Origin of the sequence: Actinoallomurus rhizosphaericola (assembly GCF_024055675.1) — a bacterium.
In the GTDB taxonomy this organism is placed as follows: Bacteria; Actinomycetota; Actinomycetes; order Streptosporangiales; family Streptosporangiaceae; genus Actinoallomurus; species Actinoallomurus soli.
In genome coordinates, this window is record NZ_JAMXMW010000002.1 from 381,612 (window position 1) to 406,296 (window position 24,685).

18 protein-coding genes are annotated in these 24,685 nt (G+C 68.3%); 10 read left to right on the plus strand and 8 right to left on the minus strand.

Annotation, left to right across the window (positions count from 1 at the left end; translation table 11 throughout):
* Nucleotides 1-111 precede the first annotated feature (111 nt).
* The 4 genes from NE234_RS05670 to NE234_RS05685 form a co-directional block, all read right to left on the minus strand.
* Nucleotides 112-1,590 carry an LCP family protein gene (locus tag NE234_RS05670; RefSeq protein ID WP_252777777.1) on the minus strand — a complete coding sequence of 493 codons (1,479 nt, stop codon included), beginning with the start codon at nt 1,588-1,590 and terminating at the stop codon, nt 112-114.
* A 257-nt stretch (nt 1,591-1,847) separates the two neighbouring features.
* Entirely contained in the window at nt 1,848-3,977 is a 2,130-nt protein-coding gene (locus tag NE234_RS05675) for an LCP family glycopolymer transferase (RefSeq protein WP_252777778.1), read from the minus strand.
* Between the two features lie 503 nt (nt 3,978-4,480).
* Complete coding sequence (locus NE234_RS05680; RefSeq protein ID WP_252777779.1) at nt 4,481-4,684, minus strand: EF-hand domain-containing protein; 204 nt, start codon at nt 4,682-4,684, stop codon at nt 4,481-4,483.
* 37 nt (nt 4,685-4,721) lie between these two features.
* Entirely contained in the window at nt 4,722-4,886 is a 165-nt protein-coding gene (locus NE234_RS05685; protein WP_252777780.1) for a hypothetical protein, read from the minus strand.
* Between the two features lie 110 nt (nt 4,887-4,996).
* Between NE234_RS05685 and NE234_RS05690 the strand changes: the two genes are divergently transcribed.
* The 9 genes from NE234_RS05690 (at nt 4,997) to NE234_RS05730 (ending at nt 17,940) form a co-directional block, all read left to right on the plus strand.
* A complete protein-coding gene (locus tag NE234_RS05690) occupies nt 4,997-7,084 on the plus strand; it encodes an RNA polymerase sigma factor (protein WP_252777781.1) in 2,088 nt (695 codons plus the stop codon).
* Between the two features lie 121 nt (nt 7,085-7,205).
* Nucleotides 7,206-8,456, plus strand: a complete 1,251-nt coding sequence (locus NE234_RS05695; RefSeq protein WP_252777782.1) for a Gfo/Idh/MocA family protein — start codon at nt 7,206-7,208, stop codon at nt 8,454-8,456.
* A gap of 244 nt (nt 8,457-8,700) precedes the next feature.
* Entirely contained in the window at nt 8,701-9,672 is a 972-nt protein-coding gene (locus NE234_RS05700; protein WP_252777783.1) for a carbohydrate ABC transporter permease, read from the plus strand.
* Nucleotides 9,673-9,685: 13 nt separating this feature from the next.
* Entirely contained in the window at nt 9,686-10,582 is an 897-nt protein-coding gene (locus tag NE234_RS05705; protein WP_252777784.1) for a carbohydrate ABC transporter permease, read from the plus strand.
* Nucleotides 10,583-10,616: 34 nt separating this feature from the next.
* Nucleotides 10,617-11,972, plus strand: a complete 1,356-nt coding sequence (locus NE234_RS05710) for an ABC transporter substrate-binding protein (RefSeq protein ID WP_252777785.1) — start codon at nt 10,617-10,619, stop codon at nt 11,970-11,972.
* Between the two features lie 130 nt (nt 11,973-12,102).
* Nucleotides 12,103-13,590, plus strand: a complete 1,488-nt coding sequence (locus tag NE234_RS05715) for a glycoside hydrolase family 36 protein (protein WP_252777786.1) — start codon at nt 12,103-12,105, stop codon at nt 13,588-13,590.
* Nucleotides 13,591-13,718: 128 nt separating this feature from the next.
* Nucleotides 13,719-15,692: a DUF4832 domain-containing protein gene (locus NE234_RS45185; protein WP_252777787.1), complete on the plus strand. Its 1,974-nt coding sequence runs from the start codon at nt 13,719-13,721 to the stop codon at nt 15,690-15,692.
* Between the two features lie 116 nt (nt 15,693-15,808).
* Nucleotides 15,809-17,128: a family 4 glycosyl hydrolase gene (locus NE234_RS05725; RefSeq protein WP_252777788.1), complete on the plus strand. Its 1,320-nt coding sequence runs from the start codon at nt 15,809-15,811 to the stop codon at nt 17,126-17,128.
* The gene (locus NE234_RS05730; protein ID WP_252777789.1) at nt 17,125-17,940 is read left to right on the plus strand and encodes a DeoR/GlpR family DNA-binding transcription regulator; all 816 of its coding nucleotides are present in this window, start codon (nt 17,125-17,127) and stop codon (nt 17,938-17,940) included. Before NE234_RS05725 ends, NE234_RS05730 begins: the two co-directional genes overlap by 4 nt.
* Before the next feature lie 144 nt (nt 17,941-18,084).
* On the opposite strand, the gene NE234_RS05735 is transcribed toward NE234_RS05730, so the two are convergent.
* The 3 genes from NE234_RS05735 to NE234_RS05745 form a co-directional block, all read right to left on the minus strand.
* Nucleotides 18,085-18,990: a hypothetical protein gene (locus NE234_RS05735; protein ID WP_252777790.1), complete on the minus strand. Its 906-nt coding sequence runs from the start codon at nt 18,988-18,990 to the stop codon at nt 18,085-18,087.
* A gap of 867 nt (nt 18,991-19,857) precedes the next feature.
* Complete coding sequence (locus NE234_RS05740; protein WP_252777791.1) at nt 19,858-21,021, minus strand: hypothetical protein; 1,164 nt, start codon at nt 21,019-21,021, stop codon at nt 19,858-19,860.
* A complete protein-coding gene (locus NE234_RS05745; protein ID WP_252777792.1) occupies nt 21,008-22,096 on the minus strand; it encodes a hypothetical protein in 1,089 nt (362 codons plus the stop codon). Before NE234_RS05745 ends, NE234_RS05740 begins: the two co-directional genes overlap by 14 nt.
* A gap of 935 nt (nt 22,097-23,031) precedes the next feature.
* Here NE234_RS05745 and hemC point away from each other — a divergent pair.
* Nucleotides 23,032-23,985 (plus strand): hydroxymethylbilane synthase, encoded by a 954-nt coding sequence (gene hemC, locus NE234_RS05750; RefSeq protein WP_252777793.1) that lies wholly within the window; start codon nt 23,032-23,034, stop codon nt 23,983-23,985.
* 51 nt (nt 23,986-24,036) lie between these two features.
* On the opposite strand, the gene NE234_RS05755 is transcribed toward hemC, so the two are convergent.
* Complete coding sequence (locus NE234_RS05755) at nt 24,037-24,651, minus strand: hypothetical protein (protein WP_252777794.1); 615 nt, start codon at nt 24,649-24,651, stop codon at nt 24,037-24,039.
* Nucleotides 24,652-24,685 lie beyond the last annotated feature (34 nt).

Below are 24,685 nucleotides of genomic sequence, written 5' to 3' on the forward strand. Positions count from 1 at the left end.
GGGCGCCCGTCCGGGTCCCGCCGCCGAAGCGGCGGGAACCGGTGTCGGACGCGACGTCAGTCACAGACCGACCCGAGGTCGGCGGCGAGCGTCACCGCTCAGCCGACCGGCTCAGCCACAGACGTTCTTCAGAGAGACCGCACTGTCCGAACCGGTGGACGTGGCCGTCGCACTGGGTGAGACGCGCGGAGTCTTCCGTTTGTTCGTTTTGGCGGTGGCCGTCGCCGTGGGCTTGGCCTTCTGCGGGTTGTCGCTCTCCGCGATGGCCTTGGCCGCGGCGTTCCGCATGATCAGGACACTCGGCTGGTAGACGTGGAAGCCGGGGATCTTGGCCGGGTTGTAGGCGAGGCTGTGGATGTCGGCGCCGCCCTTCACGGTGCCGGACAGCTTCACGAGCGCCGGGAGCAGTGCCGACGGGATGTTCGTGTAGATCGTGTTGGTCGCCGCCTTGGCCAGCTTCTCGAAGTGCGTGACGACCTTCTGCGGATCGGCCTGGTCCGCGATGTCCTTCATCAGGCACTTCTGCCGGTCCATGCGGTGGAAGTCGTCGTCGGCGTGCCGGCTGCGGCCGTACCACAGCGCCTGCTCGCCGTTCAGGTGGTGGGTGCCCGGCTGCAGGTATCCGGACGGCGGGATGCCCCGCTCCGGCTCCCCGCCGATGGGCAGCCGCTTCTCGATATGGACCGTGACACCGCCCATGGCGTTCACGATGTCCTTGAACCCGGACAGGTTCACCAGCACGTAGTAGTTGATCTTCAGGCCGGTGAGGTAGCCGATGACCTCTTCGAGCAGGTGCGGGCCGCGCTGGGACGCCTTCTTGTACTTCGGCAGCAGGTCGGGGTGCCGCTGCGCCTCGATGTACAGCTCGTTCAGCAGGCCCTGGTCCCCCGGGTCTCCGGTGTAGCCCTGCGGCCACTTCGCCCGGAGCCGCGGCGGCATCTGGAAGTGCTGCAGGTTCCGGGGCAGGCTGAACAGGACCGTGTCGCCGGTCTTGGTGTTGATGCTGGCGACCGTCATGCTGTCGGTACGGATGCCGGTGCGGTCCTTACCGCCGTCACCGCCCAGCAGCAGGATGTTCACCCGCGGCATGTTCTTCCACGGATTCGCCGCGTTCACCTTCTCGCCGGAGTTGTCATCACCGGGGAAGATCTTCGACAACGTGTCCCGCAGCACATAGGTGGTGTTCGCCGCGTACACGAACGGCGTGCAGATCAACAACGACAGCACCACGACCAGCGTCGTCGACGCCACCCGCATCGCCGTGGGCAACCCCGCGGGCCGCACCACCTGGTACGACCGGATCACGATCGCCGCCCAGGCCAGCGCCAGCACCAGGATCGCCACGGTGATGACGTTCAGCCACGTGCCCTGAACGGCGATCTGCTTCAGCTTGTCCTGGAAGGTCAGTCCCAAGGTGGCGGTCCCCGCGAGAAGCAACGCGAGGACTCCCATCAGGGTGAATCCGGCGGCCCGGCGACCGGCCGCCACGTGAGCAACCCCCCACACGACCGCGGAGGCGAGTGTCAGCCCCAGCGCCCGCCACAAACCGGCGACGGGTACGGGCTCACGCCCCCCAACCTGCCGTGCCATGAAGTCTCCTGATCCTCTGCTCGCGAGCGCTGCTCGCTCCGGGCGCGCATCCCCAACAGGGACGTGCGGCCGCGCCGACCGGTTTGCAAAGTGATTGTTTGGATGCGGTCAGTAACCCTTGGCATTGACTGCAGGATCGTACCCGACCTGTGACCCTACCTGGCCCGATAGCACGGTAAGGCACACTGGCCCCAGTTATCACGGCATTCGGAAAAACCTCACGAAGTGCCATGTGAATGGCGTATATCCGTTACGGACTAGCCGCCGCAGGCGGCCGTCAGCGAGACGGCCTTGTCCTTCGCACCGGCCTTGGGAGAAGCACTGCCGGACGCGTCCGCACCTGCGCTCGGACCGGCCGAGTCGTCCGGAGACGCCGCCGCGCTCTCCCCGGCCGAGGCGCCCGCCGACGCCGACGGGACGGGGCTGCCCATTCCGGCCGGCGACGCCACGGGGCCGGGCGTACCGGACGGCTGAGCGGACGTGCTCGCGGCTCCGGACACCTCCGGCGTGGGCGAGGCGGTCGCCGAGCGCTCCCCACTTGCCTCGATCGCGGCGGCGGCCGCACGCCGCATGACCTGCAGGTCCGGCCGGTAGACGTGGAACTGCGGCGGCACGAACATCAGGCTGCTGATCTGCGCGCCGTGCTTCATCGTCTCGGAGAGCTTGATCAGGGCGGGCAGCAGCTCGGCCGGGATGTTGCTGGAGATCGTCTTCTTCGCCGCGGCCGCGAGCTGCTGGAACCGGGTCAGCACCCGCTGCGGGTCGGCCTGCTCGGCGATCGCCTTCATCAGGCACTTCTGCCGGCCCATCCGGGTGAAGTCGTCACTCGCCGTCCGCGACCGCCCGTACCAGAGCGCCTCCTTGCCGCTGAGGTCCCGGTCGCCGGCCTTGAGCACCCCGGTCGGCGCGCTGCCGTCCTCCGGGCCGCCGAACGGGATGTCCTGGGCGATGTGGACCTTGACCCCGCCCATCGCGTCGACGATGTCCGCGAAGCCGAACAGGTTGACGAGGATGTAGTAGTCGATGGGCTGGCCGATGAGGTACGAGATCTCCTCACGGACCAGTTCGGGCCCGCGCCGACCCTTGTCGAAGCCCGGCACGAGCGAAGGGTCGTCCTCGGCGTCCTGGAACAACTCGTTCAGCAGCCCCTCGTCGCCCGGGGCGCCCACGCCGGTGAACCCGTCCGGCCACCGGGACCGCAGCCGGGGGATCACCGGGAAGTGCTGCAGGTTGCGCGGCAGGCTGAGCAGGACCGTGTCGCCGGTCTTGGTGTCGATGCTCGCCACCGTCATGCTGTCCGTACGGATGCCGACCCGGTCCCCGGCCCCGTCGCCGCCGAGCAGGAGGATGTTGACCCGCGGCTTGTCCTTCCACGGGTCGTCCACGTTCACCGGCTGCGGCCGCGCCTGGTCGCCGTGGAAGATCGTGCCGATGGTGTCCCGCAAGGTGTAGGTGCTGCGCGCGGCCCAGACGAGCGGGGAGCACACCCCGACGACCAGCACCAGGACCATCCCGCCCGCGAGGATTCGCCCGGTCCAGGCCATGCCGGTGGGGCGGACGACCTGGTACGAACGGACGACGACACCGGCCCACAGGAGCGCGAGCGCCAGGATGCCGCCGGTGATGCCCTCGAGCCAGTCGCGTTGCACCGCGATCTGCTTGAGGTCGTGCTGGTACCTCAGGGCGACGAACACTCCGCCGCCGACCAGAATCGCGAACAGCCCCATCAGGAGGACTCCGGCGACGCGGCGTCCGGCCCACAGGTGCGCGATGCCCCAGACCACCGCGGAGGCGACCGTCAGCCCGAGCGCGTTCAGCAGACCACGCCCGCCCCCTGCCTTCGCCGGGGCCTCTTCACCGCCGGAATCGGCCTCGGTGCCGGAATCGGCCTCGGCCTCGGAATCGGCCTCGGCGTCGGGACCGGCGACCTCCGCATCGGCCGGGCCGTCCGTCACCTCGGCGACCGTGTCCGGGTCGTCCGAGTCGGCGGCGTCCGGGCCGGTCCCGGACGGCGCGCCGGCGGGAATCTCGGTGGCGGTGGCGGCCGGATCGGATGCCGGCTCGGCATCCTCGGGCCGGGCCCCGTCGGTCACGGAAGCGTCCGCGCAGGAAACGGCGGAGCCGTCCGTGGCGTCACCCGCCGCCGTCTCGGTCCCTTCGGCAGGCGTCGACGCCGCCTGCTTGGGGGCCGCCGCGGCCTGAACGACCGAGACACCGTCCGCGGCGGTCGCGCCGCGCCGAGCGCCCGGACCGGCCGTGAGGCTCTGCTCTTCGGAACGCCCTCCGGCGTCGCCCTCGCCGTCCTGGGCCGGGGAGTCGCTCCCCGCTTCACCGCCGGCGGCATCGTCCTTGCCGTCGGAGACGCCGTCCACCGCGCCTTGTCCCATATGCACTCCTGTGTTCCAGCCGCCAGCCTAGATCATTAGGCATTCAGTCGGCCCGCCGTACGACCGGTGGAACACGGACGGCCGTACGGCCGGGGTGCGAACGATCACCTTTGCGGCAACGAACGACACCGCCAAAGAATCCCTTAATGCCCGAAATAGGCCGATTGAAGCCGTTATGGCGTCATGTCGGTTTTCTCCAGGCTCGTAGATCACCGGCGAGAGCCCCAGGATCCCAGCGCCGGAGTCACCCGGCGAGCGTCACCGAACGGCGGCGGGTCAGTGTCCCGCCAAGGTCTCCTTCACCACCGCCCCCAGGAGAGTCAAGGACGGTCACAGCCGTGCGCGAGGCGACCGCGTCAATCGAACACGACAAGGCGGCATCAGGAGGGGAAGGTGGAGACGATGTCCCGCGCCGCCCACCAAGGGCGCGGTGGCCGTGGGCGCGGCTCGGCCGTCCGCGATGGCGCCGGTTCCCGGGGATCGCCGGGAACCGGCCGACCGCCTCAGGAGTTCCACGCCTTGGCGAACTCCGCCAGGTTGATGCGCCCGTCGCCGTCGTCGTCGGCGTGGGCGAAGATCGAGTTGATCTCGTCGCCGCTGACGGTCTCATGCCGGCGGGTCATGGCGAGCTTGAACTCCATCGCGGTGATGTAGCCGTCGCCGTCGTAGTCGATCTCCTTGAACGTCCGCACGATCTCGTCGTCCACCAGTGCCTCCTGTCGGCCCGTACATCTCCGGCAGCGGTCACCGTACGGCCCGGACCCGGCGCCGCGCGACACCCTTCTTCGGACCGGCTCGGCTCAGCCGGGGAATCGGCCGTCCACTGGCGACCACGTCGGCCGGCACCGGCTCGCCGAACTCGACGCTGGAGCGGCTCGGCGGATCCGTCTCCACCCCGGCGGAAGACATTTTGCCTGATCAGAGCGCCTAGCATCCGGTTTGTTGGATATTATCCGTTTCCTGCCGTTGTACGTAACTTTGTCACGATCTTGGGACGATGTGGCGGGACGGAGATACCGATGTCCTTGACCGAGGCCCTACGGACGGGTGCTCCGCAGGCGTTCGGCGCGCTCTATGACGAGTACGCCGAAGCGCTCTACGCCTACTGCTATGTCATGGTCGGCGTCGAAGCGGGCGACGCGCTACACGACGTCTTCGTCACCGTCGCCAGCAATCCGGGCGCCGTTCCGGATGACGACGCACGGCTTCCGGTGTGGCTGCACTCGCTCGCCCGGGCCCAGTGCGTACGGCGCGGCGCCCTTCTCCGCGGCGTCGCGACGACCACCTCGACCGACCCGCTGCGGCGCGCGCTGGCCCTCCTGAGTCCCGGGCACCGTGAGGTCCTCGCCCTGACGAACGCTCTCAGCCCGGAGCAGACCGCCGAGGTCCTCGGCGTGACGCGGGACGCCGCCGAGACGCTCGCGTGGGACGCGCAGCAGCGCCTGGAAGAGGCCGCCGCCTCCGTACGGGGTGAGGAGACACGGAACTCGGCCATGCTCGCCCCGCTGAGCGGAGAGGCGCTGCACCGGCTGGTGACGCTCGGATACGAGCCTCCGGCAGGGCAGCGGGACCGGATCCTGGCCTCGTGCGCCGCGGCCGCGCCCGCCCCGCCGGCGACGGGATTCGACGCCGGCGCGGCACCCTCGCTCGGCGGCTCCCCCGCGTCGGCCGATGACGCCACCCGGCAGATCCCGGCCATCTCCCCGGATCAGGCGGCCACCACGCCGCTGGGACAGGTCGGGTCCTCTCCTGACACGCGACCGGAGGCCGCGCCTGCGGGATTCGCGTCTGCCGAGCCGGGGCCTGCCGGATCCGGGCCTGCAGAGGTCGGACCTGCCGGATCCGCGTTCGCCGAGTCCAGGGCTGCGGAGGCCGAACTGGCCGGCTCGGGAGCGGCGGCCTGGGAGGCCATCGACGCCGCGTGGGCCGAAGACGCGAACGCGACCACCGGTGAGCAGCCGCCCGCCCGCGGTGCGCACGCCAAGCCGAAGAAATCATCGGGCGGCGGCCGGCTCCTCCCGGTCGTGGCCCTGGTGGCCTGCGTCGCCGCGGCGACGGGCACGGCCTTCGCGCTGACCGGCTCGCATCACACGCACGACACCAGCGAGGTCGTCCACCAGAGCGCCCGGCCGAACCCTTTGGCCCCGCCGCCTTCTTCGGCGGGCCCGACGTCCCCCTCACCGACGGCGGTCACGTCCCACCCGAGCACGACGCCGACGCCCAAGCCGACCCGTACCGGCACCGCGTCGAAGACCGCGAAGCCTCGGAAGACCACCGCCCCGGCGGGCGGCTCGAAGTCGTCGCCCTCGGCGTCACCCACCAAGACGATTCCGTCGGCCAAGCCGACCTCGCCGTCCGCGTCGACCTCACCGGCTCAATCGACTCCGTCTGCGAAGCCGACGCCGTCCGCCGAGCCGAGCTCGCCCGCTCAACCGACTCCGTCCGCCGAACCGACCCCGACGGCCAAGCCGAGCAAGACGGCGAAACCGAGCAAGACGCCGAAGCCCAGCAAGACGCCGAAACCCAGCAAGACGGCCCGTCCGGCCCACACCCACACCCCGAGGCCGACCCGCACCCCGAAGGCGACCCAGACCACCGGCTCCACCCACCGGCCGAAGGCGACCCACACCGCCAGGCCGACCCACACCGCCGAGCCGACCAGGCCGGCCACGTCCCCGGACCGGCCGACGCGCAGGCCGAAGCCGCATCGCACCACGACCTCAGGTGACGGATCCACAACCGGTCGTGGGAGCGTCGGCCGTCGAGAGTCCGCTCAACCCTTCCCTTGGCAGGATGGGAATCCGCAGATTCCGCATTTCCCCCAGCGATCCAACGGGTCCGGTTCTGGTTCGGCTCAGGGCGGCCAGGGCAGCCAGGGCTTTCCCCAGTTCCCTTACGGTCCCGGTCCCGGCTCCGGTTTCGTCCCGGGCGGCCAAGGCTCCCCGGGCGGACAGGGTGGTCAGGGCGGTCAGGGCGGTCAGGGCGGTCAGGGCGGCCAAGGCTTCCCGCAACGCTCCGGCGGTTTCAATCCCGGTTTCGGTCAGGGTGGCCAGGGTGGCGGCCAGGGGTTCGGCGGTCCTCAGTTCGCTCAGCGTCCCGGGGGATGAGACCGGTGCGCCACGGAGGGTCGGTGCGTCGCGCGTCTGCTCGTCCGCTCGTCGCCTGACGCTCTGGACAGGCCGGCCCGCCGGATGATGAACTCCCCCGGGAACAGCGGGAGGGGCGGCCGTGGCTCGGGTGACTCTGGCTCTCGTCGGCGCGGGGCTGCGCGGACGGTCGTACGCCCGTCTCGCCCATGCCGGCGGCGTGGGGCGTGTGGTGGCGCTGGCCGAGCCCGACCCGGGACGCCGCGCGGCGGCCGCCGAGGAGTTCGGTGTCCCCTCCGACCGGGTGTACGCCGACTGGAGTGAGCTGGCCGCGCGGGAGCGGCTGGCCGACGCCGCGATCGTGGCCACTCAGGACCGCCAGCACACCGGGCCCGCCGTCCGGCTCGCCGACCTCGGCTATCACATCCTCCTGGAGAAGCCGATGGCGACCGAGGAGGCCGAGGCGGCCGCCATCGCCGACGCGGCGGAGCGCAACCGGATCATGCTCGCCGTCTGCCACGTCCTGCGGTACACGCCCTACACCCGGGTGCTCAAGGACGTCCTGGACAGTGGGCGCATCGGCCGGCTGGTCAGCGTCCAGCATCTGGAGCCGGTCGGGTGGTGGCATCAGGCGCATTCGTTCGTCCGGGGCAACTGGCGGCGTTCCGACACCTCCGCACCGATGCTGCTGACCAAGTCGTGTCACGACATCGACTGGCTGATGTACCTGTTCGGCCGTTCCCCTCAGCGGGTCGGTTCCTTCGGCGGCCTGTCCCACTTCCGGCCTGAGGACGCTCCGCCCGGAGCCGCCGACCGCTGCCTGGACTGCGGCGTCGAGAGCACCTGCCCGTACTCGGCCAAACGCCTCTACCTGGAGTGCCTCGGCGACCCGGCGCGGCAGTTCTGGCCGCTGTCGGCGGTCACCGACGACCACACCGAAGAGGGCGTGCTGCGGGCGCTGCGCACCGGGCCGTACGGCCGTTGCGTGTACGCCTGCGACAACGACGTCGTCGACCATCAGGTGGTCACCATGGAGTTCGGCGACGGCGCGACGTGCTCGTTCACCATGAGCGCGTTCACCCCCATGGAGCACCGCCGCACCCGGCTGCTGGGCACGCACGGTTTCCTGGACGGCGACGGGACGACCATCCGGCTCGTCGACTTCCGTACCGGCACCGAAGAGGTCCTGGACACGAGCACGACCGCGGGCGCGTCCGCGGCGGACGGCCACGGCGGCGGCGACCAGGGCCTGGTCGAGGCCTTTCTGAACGCCGTGGCCACCGGCGATGCGGCCGCGCTGAAGTCGGACGCGGCCACGAGCCTGGCGAGCCACCGCGTCGTCTGGGCCGCCGAACGGGCCCGCCTCTCGGGCAGCGTCGTCAGCCTGCCGTAGTCACCGCTCACGTTCGGACGTCAATAGAAAGACTTCGAAAGCCGCTGACGGCGCGCGAGGTCGGCCGAAGTCACGCCTCCGGCATGCGAGCTCCTGCGGCGACGGCTCGTACCAGCTGATTGCGACGTCGGCGTTACGGCCACATGACCCCCTTGACAAATTTTTCCACTGGGCCATGATTGCCTTCCAAGCGAAGGAAATCGACAGAAACAGAAAGCTGGATCGATCGAGAAGGGGGTGGGGTATGGGCACGACCAGCGTCGACGCGGCCGGGTCCGGCCCGGCGGTCGCCACGGCCGCGGATCGGCCGCGGCACCGCGAACGCGAGCGCCGCCGCGCGGCGGCCCCCCGCGGTGACGGCCGGATCGCGTTGCTGTTCCTGGCGCCCGCGCTGCTGGGCTTCGCGGTGTTCTACGTGTACCCGGCGATCCGCGGCGCGTACTACTCGACGACGGACTACAACCTGCTGTCGCCGCCGCGCGGAGTCGGCGTGGCCAACTACACGGCGCTGGTGCACGATCCCCTGTTCTGGAACGCGCTCAAGGTCACCGGCTACTACGTGGTCCTCAACATCGTCTCCCAGACCGTGCTGGCCCTGGTACTGGCGGCGCTGATGTTCCGGCTGACCCGGTCCGTCGTGGTCCGCGCGATGCTGCTGGTGCCGTGGCTGGTGCCGAACGTGACCGTGGGCCTGCTGTTCCTGTGGCTGTTCGACGCCGACCTCGGACTGGTCAACCACCTGATGTCGGCGGCCGGCCTGGGCACCCACGGCTGGTTCTCGTCCACGACCTGGGCGATGCCGACGATCGCGCTCACCAACACGTGGGCCTACACCGGTTACACGGCGCTGCTGCTGTACGCGGGGATGCTGCAGATCCCCGGGCAGGTGTACGAGGCCGCGATGCTGGACGGCGCGAGCGAGCTGCGCATGTTCTTCCGGCTGACGCTGCCGCTGATGCGCCCGGTACTGGCGCTCGTGCTGGTGGTCTCGGTGATCGGGTCGTTCCAGATGTTCGACACGGTGGCGATCACCCCGACGCACGGCGGCCCGGTCAACGCCACGCGCGTCATCTACTACTACATCTACGAGCTGGCCTTCACCCACTTCCGCATGGGCTACGCGAGCGCCGCCGCGATGTCGCTCGTACTCATCCTCGGCGCACTGACCCTGCTGCAGATGCGGCTGCTGCGCGCCTCCCGCTCGGACCTGGCCTGAGGAGACGACGACGATGGCACGGACGACGACCGCGCGGCGATGGTCGACCGGGAGGGTGCTGGCCTGGGCGTTCCTGGGCGTCGCCCTGGTGGTGACGATCTTCCCCTTCTACTGGATGCTGCGCACCGCGCTCACCCCGGCCCACGAGCTGGCCACCGACAACACCGGCCTGTGGCCGGCGCACCCCACCCTGATCAACTTCCGGCGAGTGACCGGTGCGACGACGGTCGCGCAGAACCAGGCCGCCGGTGGTTCCGGAGCGCAGCTGAACTTCCTGCTGTACCTGCGCAACTCGATCATCTACTCGACGCTGATCGCCTTCGCACAGACGCTGTTCTGCGCGATGGCCGGCTACGCCTTCGCCCGGCTGGCCTTCCGTGGCCGCGACGCGCTGTTCGGGGTGTTCGTCATGGCCCTCATGGTCCCGCCGATCTTCACGCTGCTGCCGAACTTCGCCCTGGTCAAGAGCCTGGGATGGCTCGGATCGTTCGCCGGCATGGTCGCCCCCAGCATGCTGATGACCCCGTTCGCGGTGTTCTTCCTGCGGCAGTTCTTCCTCAACATCCCGCGCGAGGTCGAGGAGGCCGCGACCATCGACGGCGCCGGTCGATGGATCCAGTTCTGGCGGGTGATCATCCCGATGAGCCGCGGCCCGCTGTTCACGATCGGCCTGATCACCGTCGTGTGGGCCTGGAAGGACTACCTGTGGCCGCTGCTGGTCGGCCCGAACGCCGGCACGCGCGTGCTCACCGTCGGGCTCGGCATCTTCCTGCAGCAGTCCCCCAACACCGCGCCGGACTGGACCGGGCTGATGGCCGGCTCGGTGCTCACGGTCATCCCGGTCGGGCTCCTCATGGTCTTCTTCGGCCGCCGCCTGGTCGAGTCCATGAACTTCACCGGCATCAAGTAATCCCCTCCCTCTGATCGCGGAAGGACTCCTCGCCATGAGGACACGCGCACGCTGGACCGCCGCCCTGATCGCCACTGTCCTGCCGCTGGCCACGGCCGCCTGCTCCTCGGGCGGCTCGGACTCGTCGAACGGCCCGGTCACCCTCACGTACGCGCTGTGGGACAACAACCAGCAGCCGGCGTACCAGGCCTGCGCCGACGCGTTCACCGCCGCGCACCCGGACATCCACGTCAAGATCACTCAGTCGGCGTGGAACCAGTACTGGCAGAACCTGACCACGCAGATGACGTCGGGCAACGCCCCCGATGTCTTCACCGACCACGTCGCCTACTATCCGCAGTTCGTCAAGAACAACCAGATCCTGGACCTCACCTCCCGGGTCGCCGCCGACAAGGTCGACCTGAACCAGTACCAGGGCGGCCTGGCCGACCTGTGGGTCAAGGACGGCAAGCGCTACGGCCTGCCGAAGGACTGGGACACGGTGGCGATCGCCTACAACACCGGCATGCTCAAGTCCGCCCACGTGGACCCGGCCGGCCTGGCGAACCTGACGTGGAACCCGACCGACGGCGGCACCTTCGAGCAGCTGATCGCGAAGCTGACCGTCGACCAGAAGGGGCACAACGGGCTGGACCCGTCCTTCGACAAGAACCACGTCAAGGTCCACGGCATCGAGCTCATCTACGACGACGGCGCCACCGGCCAGTCCACCTGGGGCAACTTCGCGGTCGCCAACGGCTTCACCTTCCTGGACAAGAACCCGTTCGGCACCAAGTACCACTACAGCGACCCCGCACTCGCCCAGACCGTCGACTGGTTCGCCTCCCTCGCCAAGAAGGGGTACGCCGCCCCGTACGACAAGGCCTCCACGCTCGGGCCCGACGCCGTGCTCAACGCGGGCAAGGCGGCCATGACGATGACCGGCTCCTGGAACATCAACACCTACCTGGGCTCCTCGGCCACCCAGAAGTTCGCGTTCGCGCCACTGCCGGCCGGGCCGAGGGGACGCAAGACCTTCATCAACGGCCTGTCGGACGCGATCTACACCGGCACCAAGCACCCCGACCAGGCCTGGCAGTGGGTGAAGTTCCTGGCCTCGACCTCCTGCCAGGACATCGTCGCCTCGAAGGGGGTCGTGTTCCCGGCGATCAAGACCTCCAGCCAGAAGGCCTTGGCCACCCACCAGGCGGCGGGACGGAACGTGAAGGTGTTCGTCGACGAGGCCACCACCCCCGGCGAGACCTTCTCCTACCCGATCACCGACCACGCCGACCAGATCACCCAGGAGGTGCAGACCGACCTGGAAGGCGTGTGGCTGGGCAAGTCCACCGCCGCGGACGCCCTGGCCAAGGCGCAGAAGGCCGTCGACGGCTTCATGTCCCAACCCTGACCGAGCCGATTCAGCCCTGGACAGCCGCGCCGCCGGCCGGACCTGTACGGCCGGCGGCACCCCAGGGGCGACCGGGACACCGCCACGACCCGGCGTTCACGGCCCCTGCCTCACACGAATGCGATCTGACATGGCTCATCTGCTGGACCTCGGCGGCCATCGCGTCGCCGCGGAACTCTCCGGACCTCCGACCCCCATCCGATCAGGCGTGCTCCTCCCGCCCGGCCGGGTGGCGCTGCTCCACCGGCTGCCCGACGCCGACGTCTACCGGCACGGCTGGAACTCCTGGAGCCCCTCCGGCTGGCGGGCGATGCACGAGCCCCCGCTCCGCATCGCCGCGGCACAGCGCCGGCTCACCGCCGACGACACCGTCTGGGACGACCCGACCCGCCACCACTCGTCGGCGGTCACCGCGCTGACCGCCGGGGACGGGAACGTCCTGCTGCTGGGCAGCCTGGGCCTGGACGTGCCCCGGCTGGCCGTCGACCGCGACACCGTCACGGGCTGGTGCGAAGGCGGCGACGCGCCCTGGTTCTGCGCGTACGGCCCTGAACTCGACGTCTTCGCCCGTTACGCCGAACTGCTCGGGGAGCACCTGGGCGTCGCCCCGGGCGGTCCCCGGCTCAGGGCCGGGAACGTCTGGTGCAGCTGGTACGCGTACTACGAGGACATCGACGAGGCGACCCTCCGCACCGACCTGGCCGGGCTGGCCGGGCTGCCGTTCGACGTGTTCCAGATCGACGACGGCTGGGAGCGCATGGTCGGGGACTGGGAGCCCAACGCCAAGTTCCCGGCGGGGATGCGGGCCATGGCCGGCCGCGTCGCGGACGCGGGGCTGCGACCCGGCCTGTGGGTCGCGCCCTTCATCGCCCGTCCCGAGTCTCAGGTGGTCCGCGAGAAGCCGCACCTGTTCCTGCGCGACGCGGCGGGAGCGCCGGTTCCGGCCGGTTACAACTGGGGCGGCCCGTACTACGCGCTGGACGTGACCCTGCCGGAGGCGCGCGACCACCTCAGGACCCTGGTGGAGACCGTGGTCGGCTGGGGATTCCGGTATCTCAAACTGGACTTCGTCAACGCCGCGGCGATCGCCGCCGAACGGCACGACCCCGGCGTCGGCCGGGAGAGCGCCTACCGCCAGGCCATGGAGCTGATCCGCGAGACCGCCGGGCCGGACGTCTACCTGCTCGGCTCCGGAGCCCCCGTGCTGCCCTCGATCGGGGTCTGCGACGGCATCCGGGTCGGCCCGGACGTCGCGCCGCAGTGGACCAACTACGCCACCGACGACCCCTCCGACGCGACGGCGGAGAACGCCCTCGTCGCGTCCGTGAACCGGCTGTGGCTCAAGGGCCTGGTCGAGCTGGACCCGGACGTCGCCTACTTCCGGAGCCGCGCCAACCTGCTCACCGAGGACCAGCGCCGGCTGCTGGCCGACCTGGCGCACGCCTGCGGCTTCCGCGCCACCTCGGACCCGCCCGGATGGCTGGACGCGGCCGAGCGCGAGGACCTGGCCGCGTTCCTGGCCGGCGACCCGCCGGTCAAGCAGCTGGACCGCTACCGCGTCGCCGTGGGCGGACGCGTCGTCGACTTCACGGCAGCGGCGCTCCGCCGCGCCCTCTGAGGAAGCACACCACCGCCAGGAGCCGGGGTGGCGTGGACCACCCCGGCTCTTCGTCCCTGTGATCGGCCACGGAGGTCGGCATGTCCCACCAGGAGAACCCCCGAAGAAACCGCAGGAGAGTCCCCCGCGTGATCGCGGCGATCACGCTGGCCGCCGCCGCGACCCTCGGCACCGCCGGGACCGCGACCGCGACCACGCACGGCGCCGCGCACGCCCCGAAGCCGCACGGCGTCACGGCCGCGAGCACCCCGGTCCCGCACGGCGTCCCGGCCCGGCCGCCGGCGCCGCCGAGCCCCGACCCGGCCCTGACCGACCACCCGCTGACGTACGCCCCCGGGCCGCTGGACAATCCCGACAAGGGCCTCGCCGTCTACTACGGCGCGGGGAGCAACCAGAACACCGGCTACCCGCACAGCATCACCTGGAGCTACTTCCCGCTGTCGGCGGTGATGAAGAACGCCTCCGACTGCGGCACGCTGGACTGGTCCGCGGTCGAGAGCATGCTCAACGAAACCGCCTCGTACGGCAACACCGCCGCGATCCGCTTCTACCTCGACTACCCGAGCGGCAATCCGACCAACGGCATGCCCCCCTGCTGGAACGGCAAGGTGCCGACGAACAACGACACCTACTGGAACACCCAGAGCCCCGACTACGACAACCCGTTCCTGCTCAGCTCCCTGCAGGACTTCATCGCCAAGTTCGGCGCCAAGTACGACGGCGACCCGCGGATCGGGTTCATCCAGGTCGGGCTGATCGGCTACTGGGGCGAATGGCACACCTGGCCGCAGAACGGCACCGGCGGCTACCCCAACTTCATGCCGACCGACACCGACGCCGCCCTGATCGTCAAGGCGTACGCCAACGCCTTCCACAAGACCAAGATCGAGATCCGCTACCCGACCTCGGCCGGCGGAGCGGCCGACGGCCTGAACATCGGCTACCACGACGACTCCTTCTGCTTCCGGGAGGGCAGCCCGCTGGCCGGGGTCACCCTTCCGCAGTCGCTCGGCGGCGCCGACTACTCCCAGCTCCAGCTGGACCTGAACGAGGGCACGGAGAACAAGTGGATCACCGACTCCATGGGCGGCGAGGTCCGGCCGGACATCCAATCCACCGCCTTCGGCACCTGGAGCACCGGTGCCTCCGGGATAAACGACGACATGAAGGCCTGCATCGAGCTCGAGCACACCACCTGGAAACTCGACCAGGGCTCGACCGGCTACTCCCCCGGCGACGCGAACGTCGGCGCGGCGGTGCGCGCGATGGGCTACGACTTCACGGTTCCGCACGCGTACTACAAGAACTCCGTCTCCGGAACCACGAAGATCGGCGTGACCATCTCCAATGACGGCGTCGCGCCCTTCTACTACCCCTGGGCCGTGCGGCTGGGCCTGAAGGACTCCAGTGGCAAGGTGGTGAAGACCTGGAGCACACCGTGGGACCTGCGCACGGTCATGCCACTGCGCATCCGGGCGTTCCCGGACTGGAAGGTCGGCGCCGACCCCACCTACCTGTCCTACGGCTACCCGCAGTACTTCGAGACCAGCGTCGACACCACCGGCGTGGCCTCCGGCTCGTACCAGCTGGTCATGAACGTCGTGAACCCGCTGTCCACGGTCAACGCCGCCGCCAAGCCGCTGCGCTTCGCCAACGCCACCCAGGGCACCGACGGCTGGCTGGGCCTCGGGTCCATCGGCGTGGGCACGTCCGGCGGCTCGAGCCCGGTCTCGTACGAGGCGGAGGCCCCGGGCAACACGCTGGCCGGCGGCGCGGTCGTGGCGTCGTGCTCCGGCTGCTCCGGCGGCCAGAAGGCGGGCTACATCGGCAACGGCGGAACCCTGACCTTCAACAACGTCGCCGGCGGCACCGGCGGCGCGACCAACGTCACGGTGTACTACGCCAGCCAGGTGTCGCGGACGCTGAAGATCAGCGCGAACGGCGGCACCCCGGTCAGCGTGACCCCGCCCGCCACCGCGGACTGGCAGACGGTCGCCTCCACCAGCGTGACCCTGCCCCTGAACGCCGGATCCGCCAACACCATCACCATCTCCAACCCGAGCGACTGGGCCCCCGACATCGACCGCATCGTCGTCGGCTGAGCGAGCCCACGGGGCAGGGGATGCGCAGGTATCCCCTGCCCCGCTCGCGTTCGGCGTATCCTGCCGTGCGAAGCCGACAGCAACGCAAAGTTTCGGACAGACAGGGAAAGGACGCCATGGCCACCCTTGTGCTGACCGGTGCCGGCAATGTCGAGCTGACCCGGCGAATCCTGTCCGACCTGTTCGTCGTCCCGGAGCTGGCCGGGACGCTGCGCGTCGTCCTGCACGACATCGACCGTGAACGCCTGGACACCGCCCAGGTGCTGGCCGACCGCCTCAACGCCGAGGCCTCCGCCGGCGCGCGCATCGAGGCGTACCTGGACCGCCGCGCCGCCCTGGACGGAGCCGACTTCGTCGTCTGCCAGCTCGCGGTCGGCGGGTTCGAGGCGGCGCTGCGCGACTTCGAGATCCCGGCCCGGTACGGCCTGCGGCAGACCATCGCCGACACGATCGGCATCGGCGGGATCTTCCGCGGCCTGCGTACGATCCCGGTCCTCGTCGGCATCGCGGCCGACATGGCCGAATGCTGCCCCGACGCCTGGCTGCTGTCCTACACCGACCCGCTGGTGATGTCGCTGTGGGCCGTACGCGCCGCGACCGGCCTGGCGAACGTCGCGGGGTTGTGCCACGCCGTACGGGACACGCACGCGTTCCTGGCCGACGCGGTCGGCCGCGACGTCGACCAGGTGTCGTTCCTCACCGCAGGCCTGCCGCACCAGGCGTTCGTCCTCGAGTTCGCCGCCGACGGCCGGTCCCTGTACCCGGAACTCGCGGACGCCGTCGCGGCCGATCCCCGGCTGGCGAGGCACGTCCGGATGGAGATCTGGCGCCGGTTCGGCTTCTTCCCCACCGAGTCCAGCGAGCACGCCGCCGAGTACGTGCCCTGGTTCATGAGCCGCGAGGCCGAGATCCGCCGCCTCGGCATCCCCGTCGGGGAGTACCTGGGCCGGCTCGGCCAGAACCTGCACATTTACGAGGAGATACGGCGGCGCATGGCCGCCGGACGGCCGATGCTCACCCGCTGGCAGGACCCCGAGATCGCCTCCGAGGTGCTCGTCGCGATGCTCTCCGGCACCCCGCGCCGCATCAACCTCACCGTGGCCAACGACGGCTTGATCCCCGCGCTCGGCGACGACTGCTTCGTCGAGGTGCCCGCCACGGTCGACGGCAACGGCATCGCCCCGAGCCGCATCGAGAGCTACCCGGTGCAGTTGGCCGCGCTCAACCGGACGTACGTCAACGTCGCGGAGTTGACCGTCCACGCGGTGCTGGACGCGGACCCCCGCCACATCCGCCACGCGGCGATGCTCGACCCGAACACCGCGGCCAGCCTGCCGCTGCCAGAGATCGCAAAGCTCTGTGACGAGATGATGGAAGCACACCGCGACCTGCTGCCCGCAGGCATCGTGACTCCGGACCTGAAGGGTGAGGCGTGACCAGCACGAGTGAATCGATGCCGGCCGAAGTGCGTCGCGAACGCATGCTCAGCCTCGTCCAGGACCAGGACTTCGTACGCATCGCCGCCCTGGCCGAGGCCTTCGGCGTCTCGGTCGTCACCGTACGCGGCGACCTGGACGCCCTGGAGGCCCAAGGGCTGATCCGCCGGGTACGGGGCGGGGCCCGGTCGGTGCCGCTGGGCCTGCAGAGCGAGCCGTCCTTCGAACAGTCGCTGGGCTCTTCGGCCCTGGAGAAGGTCGCGATCGCCAAGGCGGCCACCGCGCTGGTGACCAGTGGCCAGAGCATCGTCATCGACGCCGGCTCCACGACTGCCTTCTTCGCCCGCGAACTGGTCGCCCGCCGCGACCTGACCGACCTGGTGGTCTTCACCAACAGCCTCAGCGCCGCCCACGAACTGGAACCCGCCGTCCCGCGCTTCACCGTGGTGCTGTCCGGCGGCACGCTCCGCTCCCTGCAGCATTCTCTGGTGGACCCGATGGGCGGCCGGATCCTGGAGAACATCCACGCCGACATCGCCTTCCTCTCCTGCAGCGGCATCCACCCGGAAACCGGCGTGACCAACATCAACATCGCCGAAGCCGAGATGAAGATCCGCATGCTGAGGGCCACCAGCCGCCACATCCTGCTGGCCGACTCCTCGAAACTCGACCGCACCGACCTGGCCCCGGTCTGCCCCCTGACCGACATCGACCTCTTGATCACCGGCGACGCCGCCGACGAGACAGCCCTGAGCCGCCTCCGCGACCGAGGCCTGTCCACCGAAATCGCAACTCTCAGCGACCGTCAGTAACCGCGGCTGACCGTACGGCCGTAGGCCCGGACCTGAGGCCACCTGCCGAGGGCCCGGCCATCCAGCGCCATTGTTAGCCTGGGCGCTGTTCCCCCTGACCGCGGACCACCGACCGACGTTCGGGTCGCCCATGCCGCATCAGGACTAGCTTTCGATATCACGATCTTGTGATCGAACATATTTTACGTGCGATGCGGCTATTACAATAGCACCCGACACAAGTATCATCGCTAGCGCGGTCCGAGATTCTATGACCGGAACTTCCGGAAATCCGGCAGAGTGCATACCCTGAAGAACGATTTTCACTCCCGTAAAAGAGACGACAACACCAAATCCCTTGCCCAAATAGAGCACCCGACTAGAAATAACTTGCGCCACCGAAACCACGGCAGGCAGAAGGAGGAGAGCTAGCGAAATTGCCGAAATCTGGGAAAGCACAGGACTGCCATCAGACCATGCGACCGGGTCCGCTAACCCCAAAGTCACCACTGGAACGAGGCTCGAGGCCCAGCGGCTGAGAAAACTCAGCTTATTCTCGATTCTTCTTGCATGGACTACGGCCCGCGGTTCGTCAGATTGTTCATGTATCACCGCCCTGTAGGCCACCACAATGGTGGCAGCTCCTCCGATGTAGAGGATGCCAGGAAACCGCGGCGAAACAATACTTTGCAGGAGGACGCACGATGTCCTTGCCGCTATCGCTATAGCAACACCAGCGAAGACGACTTTGGGATGCGCCTCTACCTTCATATCAAAGTAATACAGAACGCCTGCAAACATCATTAGCGTATCTACATCAAAGATACACTCTTCGATGTAATTGCCGCCGTAGCTCAGAGCAACAGACGGGCTGGCCACTATGCCGACCACAAAATAGAACGCTACGGAAATAGTAGCGCACATGACAAGCCATGGGATCGACTTAAATTTAGGGCGTCTAATTCGGCCCATAGGACGTACTTTTCTCGCGATATTGCATGCAGTGATGGCGAGAACTAACGCTACCATGAAGGACGAGAAAAGAATGACCAGAGGTAGGAATCGTTTCATGAAGCGTATCTTTTTCTCCCCTCCTTGCATTCGGTCGCACTTGCGCACTCATCGCTTTAACCGTAGCCGGAGACGTCGTAGCGAGGACGGTCACCGCGTGATCGTTGACTGTTATAGGGAGAGGCGGTTGCACGAGTCGCTGGTGATCGACCTTCTTCCCAGCAGAGTAGCGCATCATGTTCTCCTATCGCCTCACAATCCCGATGAAGTTCCGCAACAGTCCAGCCAGAAAGATATTTTGGGTTTGCCCTCACGCTCACCTGCGACAGCACCGCCGTAATTCGGGGGTAACCCCGCCCCGTACCGCAGGGCCGTTCACGGCCCGAGGAACGGAAGCGGGGGCGGCAGGCGATCGCCCGCGCGCAACCACCCGAAGCGATCGTCACGACCCTCGCTGTCGCTCCCAAATCCACGTTCTCCTATAGCTACGATTCCTCCGCTCGTGGCTGGTGTGTCAAGGCTCGGCTTGTCGACCGGGTAGCAGCCTGGCCTTTACGCGTCGGTTGCGGCTGGGAGATTCGCGCAGTGTGGGAGAACAGGCGGCCCGTTGGTGAGGTATTTCTACGGCTTCAGTGGTGTTCCCTATCGGATGGGCGGTCGGCCGGTTCAGGCCGGGATCGGTCCGAAGGCCGGTCGGCCGCTGGCGGCCCGCGAAGCGGGGCGCCCTTGAAGACGTAGAGGAAGTCATCCGGCGGGCTGGGGACTGTGTTGTCGGGTCTCATGACCGGCGTGACACATCGTGCCCACTAGGTGCGCGACACTCTGCCGGGTGCTGGTGGAGTTGAGCGTGGTCGATCAGCGGTATCGAGCCGTGCTGCTGCCTTGGTCCGATTCGCATACGGCCATTCGCTGACCGGGTTGGGACGCCTAGTTGTGGCTGCTTCCGAGGCCTCCGACGGTGGGGCCTTGCGGCCAGAGGGCTTCGAGGTCGACTGGCGTGAGCGGCGATCGGTAAGCGGCGTGTAGTACGCGGCTGATCAAAGCGCTGTCGGTCTCGGCGAGGTTGGCGAACCAGTCGATTCCGGCCGCGTAAGCCCACATGTACGTACGGAGCAGAGGATCAGCGCTGCGGTCGGTCAGCGTGCCGGCGATCCGGTCGTTGGTCCACCAGGGGACGCGCTGCCTGGCGTGCCGTACGCATTCCTCGATGGGCGTTCCGGCGTTGATGGCAAGATGGAGTTCGGCTCGCACGAGTTGGAGGTAGTGGTCGACACGGACGCGGGCGATCAATGCTTCGTCATCGGGGCTAACGAATAGGGGCATGGCTTGGGCGAGTCCCTCAAGGAGGACTTGCTGGGGACCGTGGACCGATGACAGACGTACCCAGGGGACGTCTTCGGCTTGGCAACGCATGGCGATGCTCGCGCTTTGCAACCCATGGCCAAGGACTTCGTGGAGGGCGAACTGGCGGACCTGGACCTTGGTGAACGTCGCATTACGCATGTTGAGCCGTAGCCGGACCCGCTGACCAGCGCCGTCCAGCCAATACGCCCAGTAGGCGTCGACGGATGTCGTCTCTACCGCCAGCTCGTACGGGGCGCTGGTGTCGGTCATACGGCGGACCGCAGGCTCGTACTCGGTGGCGGCCTGCCGAATCGCATCCGGTGCTGCGTCGGCGTCGATGGGCCCTTCCGCCTGGGCGAGGTCGGTGATGGTGGTCGGTCCCCAGCCGACGCCAAGTGCGTCAAGGCAGGCGCGGGCCTGCTCGCCCTTCGCGGCGACGTATTCGGCCGGCCATCCGGCTGCGGGGCACCCCTGAGTAGCGCGAATGTAGGCGTCCAGCGGCTGGCGCTCGCCCATCAGGGCGCGAAGATAGGCCAGATCGGCGGTGATCCGTCTGAGGACGGCGGGGTCCTGTACTTCAGTGGTCAGCTCGCTCAGCCGCTCGAAGGTGGTCAGCCGGTCGACGGGCATCGGCGGGTCACCGTCGGGAGGAAGGAAGTCGAAGTCGATTACGGCCGATGCTCCCCGCCCCAGCTCATGCTGGTTCCAAGCTCGAAGAGCGTGCTCTATGGCGTCACGTGCGCTCACGCGTCACCGTCCAGCGCAGCGTGACCGACTGGCCAGGGCGTAGGTAGTCGCGGGTCAGCGTGATGATGACGTCGTCCCCTTCGTAGTCCCAGATCAGCTCTTCGGTGGCGGAGATCTCTAGGCCATCTTGATGCTCCTCGATGGCCGAGCAGCCGATCAAGTCCCCAGCGTCCGCCTGCCGGAGGTTCAGCGTGAAGTGACGGGTGTAGCGATTGATGCCTTGCCGCCAGTACAAGGCGTCTTCGAACCTGCCGCCTTCGCAGACGTAGCCGATCACTGCGGACTCTCCTGGCTGGATCGCCGGCGATAGCTGGCAGGCGAACTTGGTCAGGTTCGGGGTGTCGTGTCTGCGCTGAATCGCTATGCGTCTGGTGCTCTCTCGCAGCGGGTAGAGATCGAGCCTGCCCACGGTGTGCTCGAACCACAGCTCCCGGGCAAGGCGGGTCAGTGGGCGGTCCGTCAGGTTCAGCAGCTCGTAACGGTAGGTGACGCGCGCCGCTCCGTCGCGGGCAATATGGATCTCGATGCGGGTGTCCAGGTCGACGATGTAACCGGCGAGATGAGCGAGTTGGGTGATCTCCTCATCGCTTAAGCGCTGCTCCTGCTTCAGCTTGAGCAGCCGTTGACCCACCCGCTGGGTGCTCTCGCTCAGGTGCGCGGCGTCACGCGCGGACAGTCCGGTGTGGCTCCGCCCTGCCTCTGACTGCTCCGGCCCCCACTCGATGGCACTGACCGCCGGGCGATCGATGCGGCTCTCGATGACGTCGAACAGTCCCGACCGGTCAGACGCGTCTCTTTCCGCGGTGTTCGGTTCGGCTGATTCATAGGGCTCGAACAACTGCATCGCCGTGTAGCCGGGGAGCATTTTCTCCAGCACCCGGCAGTGATGCGGGTGCGGAAGCCCCTTCAACTCGCCGGACAGCCATCGATGGAACTGTGCGCGGCTCGGCCAACTACCGACGAGTTCCGGATCGATCGTACGTGCCACTTTGTCGTATTCCCGACAGAACGCCCCATGCGGCTGTAGGTGTTTTTTCCGCAGTACAACTTTGAGCCGTATCAGCGTGGTGGCCACCGCTTTGACCCCTTCCTGCGACCGCCCAGACTCGTCGAACGTAACACGAGCGAGAACGAAACGAGACACAACCGAGCAGCAAAAGCCGCAGACGGCACTTGTCCGATATCGAGAGGGGACATCGGGCCTTGGCAGGCTCCTACGTGCGACGACTTGCAGCCGTCCGCCGCAGGCGGAGTGACGGGATGTGGGACTGGCGACAGCAACAGGAGGATTCGCGGCCCTCCTTCCACGCAGGTGGAGTGAGGGATTACGCAGGTTCCCTAGCCGGTCCCACTCGAACGAGGGGAGCACATAGTGGCTGGATCCAACCGAGAACAGGCGCTTGAGACGCTGGTCGAGTTGTGTCGCCACTTGGTCCGGCTAGGCCTCAAGCCAGGGCTGAGCGATGCGCGTCCGGCCGTATCTCTTCGGGACGATCTAACCCAACAGAAGATATGGGTGGAGATCGACGCCTCACGCGGATCTTTCGTATGGCGGCGCGACGACTATGAAGATCACACGGTCGACGACCCCGCAGGCGCGGCGGCGCGACTCGCCGAATACCTGAATAGGCGTAACACGGGGCCAGGCGGACGGTTGTGAACACGGATCCGGTCGCCGTCCTGCATCGGCGGTTCCCAGGGTTGGTGTTCTGGTTCGGCGTACGCACGGGATCCTGGTGGGCGATGGTCCCGCCTCCCGCCGGATGGCGACTCATAGAAGCCGCCGATCCTGATCAGCTGACCCACGCGGTCATCAAGGCCCAGTCGTGGCCCTGGCCCGCACCGCGCCAAGGCGCACGCTGGACACTCGGCGCCGGGCACGACCCCCTGCCCGTCGGGCATGGCAGATAGGAGCAAAGATTAGGTCTGACCGGTTCGGACCTCGCTGCCACGCGGCGTACAGCGCCGGGGCGAAAGTCGGCCCGCCGGTTAAGGGACTACGTTGGTCAAATGCTGCCCGATCTTCCCCTTCGTATCGGCTCACGGACCTCGCCGATGGCGCTCGCCCAGGCCAACCATGTGCGCGATCTGCTCACCGGCATGGTCGAGGGGCTCGAGGCCGAGATCGTCGGGATCCAGACCTCCGGTGACCGCTGGCAGGGCGACCTCGCCGATCTCGGCGGCAAGGGCGCGTTCCTCAAGGAGATCGACCGGCAGCTCGTGATGGGCGGCATCGACATCGCCGTGCACTGCATGAAGGACGTCCCCGGCGACGTCCCGCTTCCCGAGGGCACGACCTTCGCGGCCTACCTGCCGCGAGATGACGTCCACGACGTCGTCGTCTTCCCCACCGGCTCCCCGTACCGCAGCATCGACGACCTGCCCGCCGGCGCGCGGGTCGCGACCGCCGCCGTACGGCGCAAGGCGCAGCTTCTGCGGGCCCGCCCCGATCTCCACATCGATCGCATCCGAGGCAACGTCAACTCACGGCTCGCTCGCCTCGACGCGGAGCGCCGGTTCGACGCGATGATCCTGGCACGCGCGGGCCTGCGCCGGATCGGGATGGAAGAGCGGGTCGGGCAGGTCCTGCCCCTGGAGATGATGTGCCCGGCTGTCGGCGCGGGCGTCATCGGGACCCAATGCCGCACGGCGGACACCGGCATCGTCGAGATGCTGCGACTGCTCGACGACGCCCAGACCCGTACCCACGTGACGGCCGAACGCGCGATGCTGCAGGGCCTTCAAGGGCACTGCAACTCTCCGATCGCCGGGCACTGCGTCACCACGCCCGAGGGGCAGCTCTCCCTCACCGGCATGGTCTTCTCCGGCGAGGGCGATACGTTCGCCTACGCCCATGAGATGGACAAGCCCGACCGCGCGTCCGAACTCGGCGCGCACGTTGCCGCCGCGCTGGCTCGCAAGGGCGCCCGCGACATCATCGCCGGCATCCCGGACTCTCCATGAGTATCTCGACGCCCGTCTCCCGGCTGGGCTTCGTCGCGATCGCCGACCTACCTAACAAGGCAGGATTCGCCGGGCTGGTGGCCAGTTGTTCAGGTGTGGGAACTGGCGCATGAATCTTTCGCACTGGTGGGCGAAGTCTTCTCTCGGCTCCGCCAAGCGGGTCCGCTTGATGAATGTCACCGGGTCCTCGATGGCCGGACGTAGCATGCCGATCTCATCGTCGACGATCTCGCCCTTACCGATGATGGCGGTGGCGAGCCCGAACCCGATCGCCAAGACGACGCCCACGCACGTTCGTGCCGGGCTGACCACGGCTCGCACCAGCGAGTCCTTCTCGGCCCACTCAGCCATGCGCTGGTCGAACAGCATGACCCGCGTCCTCTCGCTGAACCCGGCGACGTCCATCTCGAAGAAGCGAGTCCCGACATCTCGGTCGTCGGAGTTCGGAGGGATCGGCTCACCGATCGTCGTCGCGGACAGCGCATCGTCCTGGAGCACGTGACCGGGGTCGGTCTGGACGCCACGCACGTACTCTCGTCCGTCGACCAGCGTCAACTCCGGAACTCTGCTGATCGCCAGTAGCGTGCCCAGTGTCTGCGAAGTGCTCTGGATGACGGCAGCCAAGGCAACCGGAGCCCTGACGGATACGACGAAGTCGACAGACACACCCGCAGCCTAAGCAGGACCTGACTGGACCGCT

Coding starts and splice junctions, on each gene's coding strand:
- NE234_RS05690 (WP_252777781.1), top strand. CDS start 4,997: ATGTCCTTGACCGAGGCCCTACGGACGGGTGCTCCGCAGGCGTTCGGC.
- hemC (WP_252777793.1), top strand. CDS start 23,032: ATGCTGCCCGATCTTCCCCTTCGTATCGGCTCACGGACCTCGCCGATG.
- NE234_RS05715 (WP_252777786.1), top strand. CDS start 12,103: ATGGCTCATCTGCTGGACCTCGGCGGCCATCGCGTCGCCGCGGAACTC.
- NE234_RS05675 (WP_252777778.1), bottom strand. CDS start 3,977: ATGGGACAAGGCGCGGTGGACGGCGTCTCCGACGGCAAGGACGATGCC.
- NE234_RS05710 (WP_252777785.1), top strand. CDS start 10,617: ATGAGGACACGCGCACGCTGGACCGCCGCCCTGATCGCCACTGTCCTG.
- NE234_RS05670 (WP_252777777.1), bottom strand. CDS start 1,590: ATGGCACGGCAGGTTGGGGGGCGTGAGCCCGTACCCGTCGCCGGTTTG.
- NE234_RS05735 (WP_252777790.1), bottom strand. CDS start 18,990: ATGAAACGATTCCTACCTCTGGTCATTCTTTTCTCGTCCTTCATGGTA.
- NE234_RS05700 (WP_252777783.1), top strand. CDS start 8,701: ATGGGCACGACCAGCGTCGACGCGGCCGGGTCCGGCCCGGCGGTCGCC.
- NE234_RS05725 (WP_252777788.1), top strand. CDS start 15,809: ATGGCCACCCTTGTGCTGACCGGTGCCGGCAATGTCGAGCTGACCCGG.
- NE234_RS05685 (WP_252777780.1), bottom strand. CDS start 4,886: ATGTCTTCCGCCGGGGTGGAGACGGATCCGCCGAGCCGCTCCAGCGTC.
- NE234_RS05705 (WP_252777784.1), top strand. CDS start 9,686: ATGGCACGGACGACGACCGCGCGGCGATGGTCGACCGGGAGGGTGCTG.